This window comes from Streptomyces sp. NPDC050416 (assembly GCF_044458845.1).
In the GTDB taxonomy this organism is placed as follows: Bacteria; Actinomycetota; Actinomycetes; order Streptomycetales; family Streptomycetaceae; genus Streptomyces.
Genome location: NZ_JBITII010000007.1, coordinates 97896 through 111640, shown reverse-complemented (window position 1 = coordinate 111640; position 13745 = coordinate 97896). Strand labels below are relative to the sequence as shown.

The 13745-nt window shown below is 72.0% G+C and carries 11 protein-coding genes; 7 read left to right on the top strand and 4 right to left on the bottom strand.

All coding sequences use genetic code 11. The features are described from left to right. Positions 1–483, top strand: a complete 483-nt coding sequence (locus ACIBL4_RS22675; protein ID WP_399412800.1) for an ATP-binding protein — start codon at positions 1–3, stop codon at positions 481–483. A 92-nt stretch (positions 484–575) separates the two neighbouring features. Here ACIBL4_RS22675 and ACIBL4_RS22670 read toward each other — a convergent pair whose 3' ends face one another. Beyond that, positions 576–1616, bottom strand: a complete 1041-nt coding sequence (locus tag ACIBL4_RS22670; protein ID WP_399412798.1) for a DUF2637 domain-containing protein — start codon at positions 1614–1616, stop codon at positions 576–578. Positions 1617–1929: 313 nt separating this feature from the next. Further along, entirely contained in the window at positions 1930–2781 is an 852-nt protein-coding gene (locus ACIBL4_RS22665) for a (2Fe-2S)-binding protein (protein WP_399412796.1), read from the bottom strand. A 171-nt stretch (positions 2782–2952) separates the two neighbouring features. Here ACIBL4_RS22665 and ACIBL4_RS22660 point away from each other — a divergent pair, with 171 nt between their 5' ends. Continuing rightward, positions 2953–3786 (top strand): GntR family transcriptional regulator, encoded by an 834-nt coding sequence (locus ACIBL4_RS22660; RefSeq protein ID WP_399412794.1) that lies wholly within the window; start codon positions 2953–2955, stop codon positions 3784–3786. 341 nt (positions 3787–4127) lie between these two features. Here the strand turns inward: ACIBL4_RS22660 and ACIBL4_RS22655 are convergent, their stop codons facing one another. Together ACIBL4_RS22655 and ACIBL4_RS22650 are read right to left on the bottom strand one after the other, a co-directional pair. Beyond that, positions 4128–4895: a hypothetical protein gene (locus ACIBL4_RS22655; protein ID WP_399412792.1), complete on the bottom strand. Its 768-nt coding sequence runs from the start codon at positions 4893–4895 to the stop codon at positions 4128–4130. Positions 4896–5059: 164 nt separating this feature from the next. After that, the gene (locus tag ACIBL4_RS22650; protein ID WP_399412790.1) at positions 5060–6757 is read right to left on the bottom strand and encodes a PucR family transcriptional regulator; all 1698 of its coding nucleotides are present in this window, start codon (positions 6755–6757) and stop codon (positions 5060–5062) included. A 317-nt stretch (positions 6758–7074) separates the two neighbouring features. Between ACIBL4_RS22650 and ACIBL4_RS22645 the strand changes: the two genes are divergently transcribed. From ACIBL4_RS22645 to ACIBL4_RS22625, 5 genes are all read left to right on the top strand, one after another. Beyond that, a complete protein-coding gene (locus ACIBL4_RS22645) occupies positions 7075–7965 on the top strand; it encodes an FAD binding domain-containing protein (RefSeq protein ID WP_399412788.1) in 891 nt (296 codons plus the stop codon). Further along, positions 7965–8537, top strand: coding sequence for a (2Fe-2S)-binding protein (locus ACIBL4_RS22640; protein ID WP_399412786.1), 573 nt, complete (start codon positions 7965–7967; stop codon positions 8535–8537). Before ACIBL4_RS22645 ends, ACIBL4_RS22640 begins: the two co-directional genes overlap by 1 nt. Positions 8538–8560: 23 nt before the next feature. Next, positions 8561–10960: a xanthine dehydrogenase family protein molybdopterin-binding subunit gene (locus ACIBL4_RS22635; protein WP_399412784.1), complete on the top strand. Its 2400-nt coding sequence runs from the start codon at positions 8561–8563 to the stop codon at positions 10958–10960. Positions 10961–11071: 111 nt separating this feature from the next. Further along, positions 11072–12529 (top strand): NCS2 family permease, encoded by a 1458-nt coding sequence (locus tag ACIBL4_RS22630; protein WP_399412782.1) that lies wholly within the window; start codon positions 11072–11074, stop codon positions 12527–12529. A 43-nt stretch (positions 12530–12572) separates the two neighbouring features. After that, a complete protein-coding gene (locus ACIBL4_RS22625; RefSeq protein ID WP_399412780.1) occupies positions 12573–13724 on the top strand; it encodes an XdhC family protein in 1152 nt (383 codons plus the stop codon). The last annotated feature ends 21 nt before the right edge of the window (positions 13725–13745 follow it).

Genomic DNA, 13745 nt, shown 5'->3' with positions numbered 1-13745 from the left:
ATGGAGAGGCAGGCACGAGGAGGCGGTCCCAGCACGATCGGGGCCTTCTCGGCGAAGACGGTGGAGGACCAGGCCGAAGACGTCACGGAGCAGGTGCCGGCGCCTCAGTTGAGGCGCAGACTCGGGCGGGCCGACCTGCGGGCCGTGCCGGAAGCCCGCAGAGCCCTGCGGGAGTTGCTCGGGCAGTGGGGGAGGACCGCGCGAGCGGACGTGGCGGAACTGCTCACCAGCGAACTCGTCACCAACGCGATCGTCCACACCGACCACGACGCGGTCCTGACGGCCACCGTCGGACCCCGTGGACTACGGGTGGAGGTACGGGACTTCGTGGCCCGCAGGCCCCGCCTGCGCGTACCGGTCGCCGACGACGGTACGAACGGCAGAGGCCTGTTCCTGGTGCAGTCCCTCGCGGACGCCTGGGGAGTCAGGGCGCACGGCGTGGGCAAGGCCATCTGGTTCGAGCTGGAGGCCGAGGCGGCGTGAACGCGGCGGCCCGGAGAGAGAACAGAGGAACGGGGAGAGGGGCGCGGCCCGCAGGCCCCGCCCCTTCCCGGCGCTGTCTCTGAGCCGCTCGGTCAGCCGAACTGCTGCTCCAGGTCCTTGAGCTTGCGCTCCAGGGAGTCCAGACGCGGCAGAGCCTGCGTGTCGTCCTCCGCGGTGAGGTCGACGGTCACCGGGTCAGCCCCGTGGCGAACGGGCTGAAGGGAGGGACGCGAGCGCACGGGCAGTGGTTCCGGCGCGGATATGGCAGGCTCCGCGGAGACCTGCGAGGAGCCGCGATCCACCTGCACCTCCAGCTGCCGGCCGCCACCACGGCCGAGGTGGCCGCGGTGACCGCGGCTGATCGCCTTCAACTGGGCGCGCTCCACGCGCTGCTGGTCGCGCCGCCGCTGGCGGGCCTCGTCCTTCTTGCGCTTGTCGTCGCGCACCTCGTCGACGGCCTCGTCCAGGCTGCGCACACCCTCCAGAAGCATCAGCGACCAGGCTCGGTACGTCTCGCGCGGGGCGCGCAGCCAGCGCACGATACGGATCTGCGGCAGCGGGCGCGGCACCAGGCCCTGCTCGCGCAGGGCGGCCCGGCGGGTCTGCTTCAGCGCGCGGTCGAAGAGGACCGCCGCCGAGAGGGACATGCCGGCGAAGAAGTGGGGGGCGCCGTCGTGGCCGACGCCCCTGGGCGCGTGCACCCAGTTGAACCAGGCCGCGGCGAACGCGAACGTCCAGACCAGTATCCGGGAGCCGAGCGCCGCGTCACCGTGGCTGGCCTCGCGCACGGCGAGTACGGAGCAGAACATCGCCGCGCCGTCCAGGCCGAACGGGACGAGGTACTGCCAGCCGTTGGAAAGGCCGAGGTTCTGCTCGCCGAAGCCGACCAGGCCGTGGAAGGAGAGCGCGGCGGCGACGGCCGCGCAGCAGAACAGGAGGACGTAGGAGACGGTGCCGTAAAGGGCCTCTTTGCGTCTGCGGCGTTCCTCGTTGCGCTCCCAGGAATCATCCGCGCTCGTGTCTTTGACCGAGGAGCGCTTGCCGCGCGCGAGCACCGCCACCGCCGCCAGCATGCCCAGGAGAAGCACGGCGCCCGGAAGCAGCCAGTTCAGCGATATGTCGGTCAGTCTCATCTGGGTGGTCCCTTGCATTGGGATAGGGCGTAACGCCCGCCATAGTGGCCCAATCCCACCGGCCCTCAGGGGGTTTCGGGGCAAGAGGCCGCCAAGGAAGTGCAAGGGATTGCCCAGGACGGCATTCTGCTCGAACTGCCGCTTGAGGGGCAGGAGTTGAGTTCGAAGAAGAGTACCCGTACGGGTGGTTCCACGGAAAGTTTCCGTGACCGTGAGCAAGGTGTGAATCGGCTGCGCGCGAGTGGGTGGCCGGTTCCGCGATGATCCTACCGGGGTGGCGGGACTGCTCTGTCCCGGTCTGCCCGGTGTCGCCTCAACTGGCCGTGGCCAGCAGCTTGGTGACCCGGTCGGCGTCACAGGTGCGCGGGCAGGTGGCGCAGGTGTCCTCGGGGCGCAGGGTGTAGAACATGCAGCAGCTCGCGCGGTCCCGGGTGCGCAGCAGCTTCCCGTCGGGGCCGGTCAGTTCACGGAAGGCCGCCGTGCCCACGTACGGCTTGGTCGCGCCCGGCAGGAGCAGCTCCAGCTCGCGCATCGCGCGCCGCTCCTCGATCTCGCCGAGCAGCTGGGCGACGTACCAGAGCCCCTCGACGATCTCGTCCGTCGCCATACCCCACAGGGCCCGGCCGCGGCGCCGCATCCGGGGGCCGAAACCGGCCAGGACCGGCTCCAGGTGCTCCGCGACCGCCGACCGCACCTCGGCCCGCAGCGCCTCCTCGTCCGGGACGACCCGGGCGCCGGGCAGTGCGGCGGCCTCGTCGCCGGGCAGGCAGGCGAAACCGGACGGACGGACGGCCAGGTGGCCGACGGGGTGCGCGGGGGCGGTGCGGTCGTAGGAGACGTGCGTCACCGGGTAGCGGGGGACGCGGCGGTGCAGGAACCAGGGGACGGTGATCAGGAGGCAGGCGGACCAGGCGTACCGGTGCAGGCCGAAGCTGGCGATGACGTCGGGCCGTGCCTGCCGGCCGTAGTCCCGGCGTATCTGGGCGTCGTCCCAGGACAGGTAGGTGTCGAGGCCGGGGCCGGCTTCCGCGAGCGCGGCGGCGGTGATCCAGGTGCCGCCCTGGGGGGTTTCGTCCTCGGCGGTCAGCTCGGTGATGGCCAGCCCTGGGAGGACCTCGGCCAGACGGACGTACGCGCCGGAGAGGGCCGAAGGGGGCTGGGGCATGGGATCACCGGTCCGCGTCTGTTGAACGGGTCGTTTGGAGGTAAGCCTTACCTTACCGAAGATCGCTGGGATTTGAACTGACGGCCGGTGCGCTTATGGTGCTTGACGGACGAGTAACAACCCGCCGTAATGACCCCAAGTACCGATACGTCCCGGAGGAGGAGCCGAGCCGTGAAGCAGGGCGCGCAGGGCTCCGCCGGGGCGGAGGTGCCGAGGGCGGGGGTGCCGGGGGCGGAGCTGCCGGGTGGGCAGGTCCGGGTGCCGCAGCAGGGTGGGGCGGCGGATGCGGGTCGGGTGGGGCCTGGCGTCAGTGCCGAGGTGCGGGGGGAGCACACGCACAGTGAGCCCGCCCCGCCGGCTGCTCCGCGAGGCCGGCCCGTCGTTCAGCGGGCCTCGGTGCGCGGGCAGATCGTCGATGCGCTGCGGGCCGCGCTGGTTGCCGGGGATCTCAGGCCCGGGGAGGTGTACTCGGCGCCGGTGCTGGGCGAGCGGTTCGGGGTCTCGGCGACGCCGGTGCGGGAGGCCATGCAGCAGCTGGCCCTGGAGGGTGCCGTCGAGGTCGTGCCGAATCGCGGGTTCCGGGTGGTCGAGCGGGGGGCCCGGGAGCTGGCGGAGCTGGCCGAGGTGCGGGCGTTGATCGAGGTGCCGGTGATGCTGCGGCTGGCGCGGACGGTGCCGGCGGAGCGCTGGGCCGAGCTGCGTCCCCTTGCCGAGGCGACGGTCCGCGCGGCGTCCTCCGGCTGCCGCGCGACCTACGCGGAGTCCGACCGGGGGTTCCACCGGGCGGTGCTGTCCCTCTCCGGGAACGAGCAGCTGGTCCAGATCGCGGACGACCTGCACCGGCGGGCGCAGTGGCCGCTGGTGGGGAGCGGGCCGGGGATGCGGGGCAGGGCCGATCTGGTGGCGGACGCGCATGAACACACGGCGTTGCTGGACGCGTTGGCCGCCCGGGATCTGGACGTGGTGCGGTCGCTGGTGGGGGAGCACTTCGCGGGCGCGCGCTGAGTGGGGGTGCGCCGCCGTTTGCGCCTACGCGGTGGTGGTGGGTCGGGGCCGCGCCGGGGGGTGTCCGTCCTCGGAACAGCGCGATGGGCTTGCGAACCGACTGACTGTCCGTTGACGCGCCAACCGCTGCGGGCGGACACCCCCCGGCACGTCCCCTTCCGCGCGTGCGCGGCCGCGGGTGCGTCGTGGTTGCCCCAGCTGCGGGCAATCGTGCCTCCCCCAGTGCCTTGAGGGCCTGGGAGGTGCCCCCAGGGCGGCACGGGTGGGCGCAGCAGCACCCGCTCCGCCGGGCTGCGGACCCACCCGGCCTCAGCAAAAACGCCGGGTACCTCCCAGCACCGTCAAGCCGTCGCCGCCCCCGCCGCCGGCGGAGCCAACTGCCGCGCCAGCCACGTCGGCACACCCCCGAGCAACCGGAACAACCGCCGGGCCTCCTCCCGCAGGCGCGACGCCTCCGGCTCCGTCTCCGTGTCGGCGAGCGACACCAGCGCCGGCGCCGTACCGACGAGATAACCCAGCTCCTCCCGGATCCGCAGCGACTCCGCGAAACCGTGCCGGGCCTCCGCCAGCTCCCCCTCCCGCAACGCGAGTCCGGCCAGGTGCCGCCAGGTGAAGGACAGCAGCAACGGGTCGGACTGCGCCGTCGCCCCCGCGTGCGCGCGGCGGTACGCGGCCCGCGCCGCCTGCGGGGAACGCGTCAGGTTCTCCGCGAGCAGCCCGCGACGGAAGTCCAGCAGGGCCCGCTGCTCAGCCCCCGGAGGGACCAGCGCCGCGGCCCGCCCCAGCGCCGCCCGCGCCTCGTCGGCCCGGTCGCGCACCGCGAGCACGGTCGCGGCGTAGGCCAAGTACCCGCGTTCACAAGCGGCCGCGCCCCGCTCGTCGTCGCTGTGGGCCAGCGCCTCCGCCGTGCGCAGGGCGTCCTCGGCCTCCTCCCACCCCTGCTCCGTGTACAGACACCGTTCCACCAGCAGCGAGGCGCGTTGCAGCGCCGCCGCGGGGGTGGCCGGTGGCAGCAGGGCGGCCGCGTCGGACCAGCACGCGCGTGAGCGCAGCCGCCATACCGCGGTCTGGAGGGGATCGTCACCGGCGGTCGTTCCGTTACCAGACATGGCGGAATGCGCCACGTTGCCCTCCCCGAGCACGCCATCGAGCTGTTGAGTGGTGGCGGCATCTCAGCACGAATCGCGGGGCCGGGCCAAGAGGGTGGGTGAAGGATTTCACAAAGTCGTGGGACTGCGGGGCGTCTCGTGTTTGGGCCGGGACTCCCCGTGTCTCAGCTCATCCGCAGCGCCAGGAAGAAGTCCAGCTTGTCTTCGAGGCGGGACAGGTCACGGCTCGTCAACTGCTCGATACGGCCCACCCGGTAGCGCAGGGTGTTGACGTGGAGGTGCAGCCTGGAGGCGCAGCGCGTCCAGGAGCCGTCGCAGTCCAGGAACGCCTCCAGTGTGGGGATCAGCTCGGCGCGGTGGCGGCGGTCGTAGTCGCGCAGCGGGTCCAGGAGGCGGGCCGTGAAGGCGCGGCGGACGTCGTCCGGGACGAAGGGCAGCAGGAGGACGTGGGAGGCCAGTTCCTGGTGTCCCGCCGCGCAGACCCGGCCCGGCCGGGCCGCCGCCACCCGGCGGGCGTGGCGGGCCTCCTCCAGCGCGCCGCGCAGGCCCTCCGCCGAGTGCACGGCCGCGCTGACGCCCAGCGTGAGACGGCCGTCGTCGTTCAGGCCGGCCGTCAGGGGGTCCCGTACGGACTCCAGGAGCGCGTCCGCGAGGACGTCGCCCCCGGAGCCGTCGTGCTCCGTCGGGACGGCGGGGAGCGGGACGAGGGCGACGGCCTCGTCGCCCGTGTGGGCCACGGCGATGCGGTCGGAGTGCTCCGGGCCGGCCGACAGGGGGTCGACGAGGATCTCCTCCAGCAGGGCCTGGGCGACCGGGCCCTGCTCGATCTCGGCGCCGTCCCAGTCGACGCGGGCCACGACCACCTGCCAGTGCGGCGCGGCCCCGAGGCCGGGCAGCAGGACCGGGGCGGCCACCCGGAGGCGGGCGGCGATCTCCGCGGGGGCCGCGCCCGTCTGGACCAGTTCCAGGACCTCCTGGGCGAGGCGGCGGCGGACCGTGCGGGCGGCGTCGCGGCGGTCCCGCTCGACTGCGATCAGCTGGGTGACGCCGTAGAGCAGGTCGAGGCGCTCCTCCGCCCAGTCCCCGGCGTCCGCCTCGACGGCGAGCAGCCAGTCGGACAGGACGGTCTCGCGGGAATCGGACAGGACGGTCTCGCGGGAATCCGGGGCGGTCTGCGGTGCGCGGCCCGTCGAGCGGATGGGGAAGAGGGAGTAGGTGGTGCCGCCCAGGAGGACGCGGTACGGGGCGCGGCGGCCCGTGCGGGTGGCGGCCAGGTGTTCCGCCGCCAGCCGGCCGCACGCCTCGGCGGTGAGGGCGGGGCCCGACGCCTTCGGGCCCGCGATCAGACGGCCGGTGGGGGAGAGGACCCAGGCGCGCAGGTCCAGGTCGGAGCCCAGGAGGTCCAGGACGACGTCCGGGCCGCCGCCCGCCGGGCCGGAGGTCATCATCCGGCGGTGGCGGTCGACCACGGCCGCGAGGTCGCCCGCGCGCTCGCCGGAGACCTGCCGTACGACGTGCTCGGTGATGGTCGCGAACGCCACCGACTCGTGCACCGCGAAGAGCGGGAGGCGGTGGCGGGCGCAGGCCTCGACCAGGTCGTCCGGCACGTCCCCGAGTTCGGCCTCGCCCGCGGCGAGGGCCGTGACCCCCTCCTGCACCAGGATCCGCACGAACGGCTCCGAGTCCGCGGCGTCCCTCCGCCAGGCCAGGCCCGTCAGCACCAGCTCGCCGCCCGAGAGGTAGCGACTGGGGTCGCGCAGGTCGGTGGTCATCACCCCGCGCACGGTGCGGTCCAGCTCGTCCTCGCCGCCGAGCAGCTTGAGGCCCAGCGCGTCGGTGTCCAGCAGTGCGCGCAGCCGCATTTCTCGTCGCCGCCGTTCTTTGTCTCGAAATCCATGGTGGATCTTGCCGGTCCTGGCTGTGTCCCAGGTCACGCGGCTGTGTCGCGCGTTTCCACAGGAAAACGAGGAGGTTGCTGATGGCCTCCGTTCATACGAATCTACAAGATGACCGTCCTGGCCAGCCAACTCCTTCATGTTTTCCGTGACTGACCGCGCCGGAGCACCGGCCTGTGTACTGAGGCCATTACGCGTTGACAGCACAGGAACGAGCCGGGACCGCCGCACACGGATTGGCTCAATCTGAACGCCCCACGAGAAGACGAAGAAGAGAGCCGGTCATGGACTTCCTTCGCCCCGCCAGCTGGGAGGAGGCGCTCGCCGCGAAAGCCGAGCATCCCACCGCTGTGCCGATTGCGGGTGGCACCGACGTGATGGTCGAGATCAACTTCGACCACCGCCGGCCCGAGTACCTCATGGACCTGAACCGCATCGGCGACCTCTGCGAGTGGGAGGTCGGCGAGGAGAGCGTGCGGCTCGGCGCCTCCGTGCCGTACACGAAGATCATGGAGAACCTGCGCGCCGAGCTGCCGGGGCTCGCCCTGGCCTCGCACACGGTCGCCTCCCCGCAGATCCGCAACCGCGGCGGCGTCGGCGGCAACCTCGGCACCGCCTCCCCGGCCGGCGACGCCCACCCCGCCCTGCTCGCCGCGGGCGCCGAGGTGGAGGTGGAGTCGGTGCGCGGGGCGCGCCGCATCCCGATCGACGCGTTCTACACGGGTGTGAAGCGCAACGCGCTGGCTCCCGACGAGCTGATCCGCGCCGTGCACGTGCAGAAGGCCGACGGGCCGCAGCAGTTCTCCAAGGTGGGGACCCGGAACGCGATGGTCATCGCCGTGTGCGCCTTCGGACTCGCGCTGCACCCGCGGACGCGGACCGTGCGGACCGGCATCGGTTCGGCCGCGCCGACACCCGTTCGGGCCAAGGCCGCCGAGGAGTTCCTGAACGCCGCTCTGGAGGAGGGCGGCTTCTGGGACAACGGGAAGATCATCACCCCGTCGGTCGCCAAGCAGTTCGCGGACCTGTGCTCCGCCGCCTGCAACCCGATCGACGACGTCCGGGGCACCGCGAGCTACCGCCGCCACGCGGTCGGCGTGATGGCCCGCCGCACGCTGACCTGGACCTGGGAGTCCTACCGCGGCGCCCGCCGCACCACCGAGGGAGCTGCGTAATGCGCGTCAACTTCACGGTCAACGGCCGTCCGCAGGAGGCCGACGACGTGTGGGAGGGCGAGTCCCTGCTCTACGTGCTGCGGGAGCGGCTCGGCCTGCCGGGTTCGAAGAACGCCTGTGAGCAGGGCGAGTGCGGCTCGTGCACGGTCCGGCTGGACGGCGTGCCGGTGTGTTCCTGCCTGGTCGCCGCCGGGCAGGTGGAGGGCCGCGAGGTCGTCACCGTCGAAGGGCTCGCCGACTACGCCAAGCAGCGCTCCTGCGCGAGTGACGCGTGCGGTACGTCGTTGCAGAACGCCCAGCAGTGGGAGGCCAAGGGCACCGACTCGCAGACCGGCGAGGGCACCGAGCTCTCCCCGATCCAGCAGGCGTTCATCGACGCCGGCGCCGTCCAGTGCGGCTTCTGCACGCCGGGTCTGCTGGTCGCCGCCGACGAGATGCTGGAGCGCAACCCGACCCCGACCGACGCGGACATCCGCGAGGCATTGTCGGGCAACCTGTGCCGCTGCACCGGCTACGAGAAGATCATGGACGCGGTCCGCCTGGCGGCCGCCCGGCAGGGAGAGGCGGTCTGATCATGGCTTCCCCCAACGGATTCATGGCTTCCCCCAGCGGAACCCCCACGAAGATCACCCAGGGATCCCAGACCAAGGGCGGCATCGGCGAGTCCACGCTGCGCCCGGACGGCACCCTCAAGGTCACCGGCGAGTTCGCGTACTCGTCCGACATGTGGCACGAGGACATGCTGTGGGGCCAGATCCTCCGGTCGACCGTCGCGCACGCCGAGATCGTGTCCATCGACACCAGCGAGGCCCTGGCCACGCCGGGCGTCTACGCCGTGCTGACGTACGACGATCTGCCGACCGACGTGAAGAACTACGGGCTGGAGATCCAGGACACCCCGGTCCTCGCCCACGGCAAGGTCCGCCACCACGGCGAGCCGGTCGCGCTCGTCGCCGCCGACCACCCGGAGACCGCGCGCCGCGCCGCCGCGAAGATCAAGGTGGACTACCGGGAGCTGCCCGTCATCACCGACGAGGCCTCCGCGACCGCCCCGGACGCGATCCTCGTCCACGAGAACCGCGACGACCACCACGCCGGCCACGTGCCGCACCCGAACATCGTCCACCGCCAGCCGATCGTCCGCGGTGACGTGGCTCAGGCCCGCGAGCGGGCCGACGTGATCGTCGAGGGCGAGTACACCTTCGGCATGCAGGACCAGGCCTTCCTCGGCCCCGAGTCCGGTCTCGCCGTGCCGGAGGAGGACGGCGGCGTCCACCTCTACATCGCCACCCAGTGGCTGCACAGCGACCTGCGCCAGATCGCGCCCGTCCTCGGCCTGCCCGAGGACAAGGTGCGGATGACGCTGTCCGGCGTCGGCGGCGCGTTCGGCGGCCGCGAGGATCTGTCCATGCAGATCCACGCCTGTCTGCTGGCGCTGCGCACGGGCAAGCCCGTCAAGATCGTCTACAACCGGTTCGAGTCCTTCTTCGGGCACGTCCACCGCCACCCGGCGAAGCTCTACTACGAGCACGGGGCCACCAGGGACGGCAAGCTCACGCACATGAAGTGCCGGATCGTCCTGGACGGCGGCGCCTACGCCTCCGCCTCCCCGGCCGTCGTCGGCAACGCCTCCTCCCTGTCGGTCGGCCCGTACGTGATCGACGACGTGGACATCGAGGCCATCGCCCTCTACACCAACAACCCGCCCTGCGGCGCCATGCGCGGCTTCGGCGCGGTCCAGGCGTGCTTCGCCTACGAGGCGCAGATGGACAAGCTGGCGAAGGAACTCGGCATGGACCCGGTGGAGTTCCGGCAGCTCAACGCCATGGAGCAGGGCACGCTCATGCCGACCGGGCAGCCGGTCGACTCGCCGGCCCCGGTCGCCGAACTCCTGCGCCGCGTCAAGGCGATGCCGATGCCGCCGGAGCGCCAGTGGGAGTCCAGCGAGGGCGCCGACCTGCGGGAGCTGCCGGGCGGCCTGTCCAACACCACGCACGGTGAAGGCGTCGTCCGCGGTGTCGGCTACGCGGTCGGCATCAAGAACGTGGGTTTCTCCGAGGGGTTCGACGACTACTCGACCGCGAAGGTCCGGATGGAGGTCGTCGGCGGCGAGCCCGTCGTCACCGTCCACACGGCCATGGCCGAGGTCGGCCAGGGCGGTGTCACGGTCCACGCGCAGATCGCCCGCACCGAACTGGGCGTCACGCAGGTGACCATCAATCCGGCCGACACCCGGGTGGGCAGCGCCGGTTCGACGTCGGCCTCCCGGCAGACGTACGTCACCGGCGGTGCCGTGAAGAACGCCTGTGAGCTGGTCCGCGAGAAGGTGCTGGAGATCGGCCGCCGCAAGTTCGGCTCCTACCACCCGGCCTGGGCGACGGCCGAACTGCTCCTGGAGGGCGGCAAGGTCGTCACCGACGGCGGCGAGGTCCTCGGGGACCTGGCCGACGTCCTGGAGGACGAGGTCGTGGAGGTCGAGGAGGAGTGGCGGCACCGGCCGACCGAGCCCTTCGACCTGCGCACCGGGCAGGGCAACGGGCACGTCCAGTACTCCTTCGCCGCGCACCGCGCCGTCGTCGAGGTCGACACCGAGCTCGGCCTGGTGAAGGTCATCGAGCTGGCCTGTGCCCAGGACGTCGGCAAGGCGCTCAACCCGCTGTCGGTGCTCGGCCAGATCCAGGGCGGCACCGTACAGGGCCTGGGCGTGGCCGTCATGGAGGAGATCATCGTCGACCCGAAGACGGCGAAGGTGAAGAACCCCTCCTTCACGGACTACCTGATCCCGACCATCCTCGACACGCCGACCATCCCGGTCGACGTGCTCGAACTCGCCGACGACCACGCCCCGTACGGGCTGCGCGGCATCGGCGAGGCGCCCACCCTGTCGTCGACGCCGGCGGTCCTCGCGGCCATCCGGAACGCGACCGGGCTCGAGCTGAACCGGACTCCGGTACGGCCCGAGCACCTGACGGGTACGTCACTCTCCGAGGCCTGAGCAGGAGAGTTCCGTCCGGGGGACCGCGTCCCCCGGACCCCCTTCGTTCGCCTCGGGCCGTCCCCCGGGTCGTGCATCCCAACCCCCTATGAAACTTGGGAGTAGGCCCACATGACCCAGCAGTCACTGGAGCCGAGGACCACAGCCGAAGACGCGGGCGAAGGCACCCGCGTCCCGGCCGGACGGTCCTGGCTCGACCGGTACTTCCACATATCCCACCGAGGGTCCACGGTCGCGCGCGAAGTGCGCGGTGGCGTCACCACCTTCATGGCGATGGCGTACATCCTCCTGCTCAACCCCCTGATCCTGTCCGGCAAGGACGCGGCGGGCAACACCCTCGCGCAGCAGGGACTGATCACCGCGACCGCGTTCGCGGCGGCCCTCACCACCCTGCTGATGGGTCTCGTCGGCAAGGTGCCGCTCGCCCTCGCCGCGGGTCTGTCCGTCTCCGGGGTCCTCGCCTCCCAGGTCGCGCCCGAGATGACCTGGCCGCAGGCGATGGGCATGTGCGTGATGTACGGCGTGGTCATCATGCTGCTGGTCGTCACCGGCCTGCGCGAGATGATCATGAACGCGATCCCGCTCGCGCTCAAGCACGGCATCACCATGGGCATCGGCCTGTTCATCGCCCTCATCGGCTTCTACAAGTCCGGCTTCGTGCACCAGGGGCAGTCCACTCCCGTCACGCTCGGCCCGGCGGGCGAACTGGCCGGCTGGCCGGTGCTGCTCTTCGCCGGCACCCTGCTGCTGATCTTCATGCTGCAGGCCCGGAACATCCCGGGCGCCATCCTCATCGGCATCGTCAGCGGCACGGTCGTCGCCGCGATCCTGAACGCCGCGGGTGTCATCGACCCCAAGCAGTGGGCGGGCGGCGCCCCCGAGCTGCACGGCGGCGCGGTGTCCATGCCCGACTTCTCGCTCTTCGGGGACGTGGAGTTCGGCGGCTGGGGCGAGGTCGGCGCGATGACCGTCGGCATGATCGTCTTCACGCTGGTGCTGGCCGGGTTCTTCGACGCGATGGCGACCATCATCGGCGTCGGCACCGAGGCCAAGCTCGCCGACGACAAGGGCCGGATGCCGGGTCTGTCCAAGGCGCTGTTCATCGACGGGGCCGGCGGCGCGATCGGAGGCGTGTCCGGCGGTTCGGGCCAGACGGTGTTCATCGAGTCGGCCACGGGGGTCGGTGAGGGCGCGCGCACCGGCCTCGCCTCGGTCGTCACCGGTCTGTTCTTCGCGGCCTGTCTCTTCTTCACGCCGCTCACGGCGATCGTGCCGCAGGAGGTCGCGTCCGCCGCCCTCGTCGTCATCGGCGCGATGATGCTGATGAACGCCCGGCACGTGGACTGGGCCGACCGGGCCACCGCCGTCCCGGTGTTCCTGACGGTCGTCCTGATGCCGTTCACGTACACCATCACCACCGGTGTCGCCGCAGGCGTCATCTCCTACGTCGCCATCAAGACCGCCCAGGGCAAGGTGCGGGAGATCGGTGCCTTCATGTGGATCCTGACGGCGGTGTTCCTCGTCTACTTCGCCCTCAACCCGATCGAGAGCTGGCTGGGCGTCCACTGACGCCCGTCGCCCCAGCCGTGCAGCCTTAAGGAGACCGAGACAGATGCTGGACATCGCCGAGGAGCTGAACCGGTGGGTCGAGCAGGGCCGTGACTTCGCCGTGGCCACCGTGGTGGCCGTCGGCGGCAGCGCGCCCCGGCAGCCCGGCGCCGCGCTCGCGGTGGACGCCGACGGCACGGCGATCGGCTCGGTCTCCGGCGGCTGTGTGGAGGGCGCGGTGTACGAGCTGTGCGAGCAGGCGCTGCGGGACGGCGAGTCCGTCCTGGAGCGCTTCGGATACAGCGACGACGACGCCTTCGCCGTGGGTCTGACCTGCGGTGGCGTCATCGACATCCTGGTCACCCCGGTGCGGGCCGGCGATCCGGTCCGCCCGGTGGTCGCGTCCGCGCTCACCGCCGCAGCGCGAGGGGAGGCGGCGGCGGTGGCGCGGATCGTGTCGGGCCCGCGCGAACTGACGGGCCGGGCCCTGCTGGTCCGGCCCGACGGCTCCCGCGAGGGCGGCTTCGGTGCTCACCCGGAACTGGACCGCACGGTCACCGCCGAGGCGGGCGCCTTCCTGGACGCCGGCCGCACCGGCACCCTGGAGATCGGAGAGCAGGGCTCTCGTTGCGGAGCACCGCTCACGGTCCTGGTCGAGTCATCCGTTCCCCCGCCCCGGATGATCGTGTTCGGCGCGATCGACTTCGCCTCGGCCCTGGTCCGTATCGGCAAGTTCCTCGGCTACCACGTCACGGTGTGCGACGCGCGCCCGGTCTTCGCGACCCGGGCGCGCTTCCCGGAGGCCGACGAGATCGTCGTCGAGTGGCCCCACCGCTACCTGGAGCGCACGGACGTCGACGCGCGTACGGTCCTGTGCGTGCTGACCCACGACGCCAAGTTCGACGTGCCGCTGCTGAAGCTGGCGCTGCGGCTGCCGGTGGCGTACGTCGGTGCGATGGGCTCCCGGCGCACCCACCTGGACCGCAACGCGCGCCTGCGCGAAGTCGGCGTGAGCGAGCTGGAGCTGAGCCGGCTGCACTCGCCGATCGGCCTGGACCTCGGGGCCCGTACGCCCGAAGAGACGGCCCTGTCGATCGCGTCGGAGATCGTCGCGGCGCGGCGCGGCGGCAGCGGGGTATCGCTGACCGGGGCGCATACGCCGATCCACCACGCGCCGGGGCCGAAGACGGTCGACCGGATCGGGTCGGTGGCCTGAGGCCGGCTCAGCGGGCCACCC

Coding starts and splice junctions, on each gene's coding strand:
- ACIBL4_RS22675 (WP_399412800.1), top strand. CDS start 1: ATGGAGAGGCAGGCACGAGGAGGCGGTCCCAGCACGATCGGGGCCTTC.
- ACIBL4_RS22670 (WP_399412798.1), bottom strand. CDS start 1,616: ATGAGACTGACCGACATATCGCTGAACTGGCTGCTTCCGGGCGCCGTG.
- ACIBL4_RS22665 (WP_399412796.1), bottom strand. CDS start 2,781: ATGCCCCAGCCCCCTTCGGCCCTCTCCGGCGCGTACGTCCGTCTGGCC.
- ACIBL4_RS22655 (WP_399412792.1), bottom strand. CDS start 4,895: ATGTCTGGTAACGGAACGACCGCCGGTGACGATCCCCTCCAGACCGCG.
- ACIBL4_RS22650 (WP_399412790.1), bottom strand. CDS start 6,757: ATGCGGCTGCGCGCACTGCTGGACACCGACGCGCTGGGCCTCAAGCTG.
- ACIBL4_RS22645 (WP_399412788.1), top strand. CDS start 7,075: ATGGACTTCCTTCGCCCCGCCAGCTGGGAGGAGGCGCTCGCCGCGAAA.
- ACIBL4_RS22640 (WP_399412786.1), top strand. CDS start 7,965: ATGCGCGTCAACTTCACGGTCAACGGCCGTCCGCAGGAGGCCGACGAC.
- ACIBL4_RS22635 (WP_399412784.1), top strand. CDS start 8,561: ATGGCTTCCCCCAGCGGAACCCCCACGAAGATCACCCAGGGATCCCAG.
- ACIBL4_RS22630 (WP_399412782.1), top strand. CDS start 11,072: ATGACCCAGCAGTCACTGGAGCCGAGGACCACAGCCGAAGACGCGGGC.
- ACIBL4_RS22625 (WP_399412780.1), top strand. CDS start 12,573: ATGCTGGACATCGCCGAGGAGCTGAACCGGTGGGTCGAGCAGGGCCGT.